Here is a 1,082-nt window from a genome sequence, read left to right as displayed (position 1 = left end):
CCCTCGCTGGTGCCGGGGTCGTTGTCGGGCTGCGGGTCCTGGTACCAGAAGCCGCTGGGGCCGACGGCCGTCACCACACCGGGCACGGCGCTGACCGCGCTGCCCGCCAGCGGGGAGGTGCGGGCGGCGCCCTGGATGTCGTGGATGCGGGTGCCGCCGGGGTTGCCGCCGGTGCCGGTGGAGGAGGAGTTGCGCGGCACGGGCGCCGTGATCGCGAAGTCCGCCGCGTTGTTGTCGGTGTCGGTGGCGCCACCGCCCGTGCGCAGGGCGGCGGTGGAGTTCGACAGGTTGCCGGTCGGCGTGCCCTCGGCGGAGCTCGCGCCGCTGCCGTAGCCGACCAGGTCCTTCACCCCAGACTGGCTCGCGCAACCTGACGTGCAGGTCAGCGCCGTGCCGTTGGTGACGAGGGCGACCTTGCCGGAGGTCGCGGACATGGCGATCGTGCCGGTGGCGTCCGGCGTCGGCAGCGCGGCGCCCGTACCGGCTCCGGCGGCCTCCTGGACGAGGAGGTAGCGGCCGGGCGCGATCGTCCCGGAGAGGGTGGTCCGCGACCAGCTCCCGCCGGCGGCCGAGGCGTACTGCACCGTCCAGCCGGTGACGGACACCGGCGCGGTGCCGCGGTTGTACAGCTCGACGAAGTCGTTGGTGTACGGGGCGCCGGAGTTGCCGCCACCGCCGTACACCTGGCTGATCACGATGTCGGGCGACGCGGCCTGCGCCACGCCGCCGGGCAGCGCCACCAGCGCCGCCACCACGGCCGCGGCGGAGGCCGCCGCCAGCGTCCGGCGCCGGAACCGCGGCGCTCTCGGGTTGATCCGGGGGTTCGGGGTGCTCCGCATGAGGCTGACTCCTGACCACCGTCCGGGCACGCGGCCCGGCGGTTGTGACCACGGATGGGAAAGTGGGGCGCTGAGGTTCTAGCAGCGCCACCAGATCCCTACCGGTCGCGTCGGGCAACGGCCAGACGTACGGCGGAAGAACGTTTCTACGCGCGACAAGTGGGAGTCTCCACTCCGGATGGAGGCGGCCAACTACCGCTCCTCGAAGGTTCGTTGATCAGGCCCTCGGAACAGCACGGAGCC

1 protein-coding gene is annotated in these 1,082 nt (G+C 73.4%); it reads right to left on the bottom strand.

Annotated elements, in window-relative coordinates; all coding sequences use genetic code 11:
• Positions 1-839: lamin tail domain-containing protein (locus tag ACFU6K_RS39565; RefSeq protein ID WP_380671597.1), on the bottom strand; the 839-nt coding region annotated here is incomplete at its 3' end.
• Between the last annotated feature and the right edge of the window lie 243 nt (positions 840-1,082).

The organism is Kitasatospora sp. NPDC057512 (assembly GCF_042802135.1).
GTDB lineage: Bacteria > Actinomycetota > Actinomycetes > Streptomycetales > Streptomycetaceae > Kitasatospora.
This window is presented reverse-complemented; position numbering and strand designations above follow the sequence as displayed.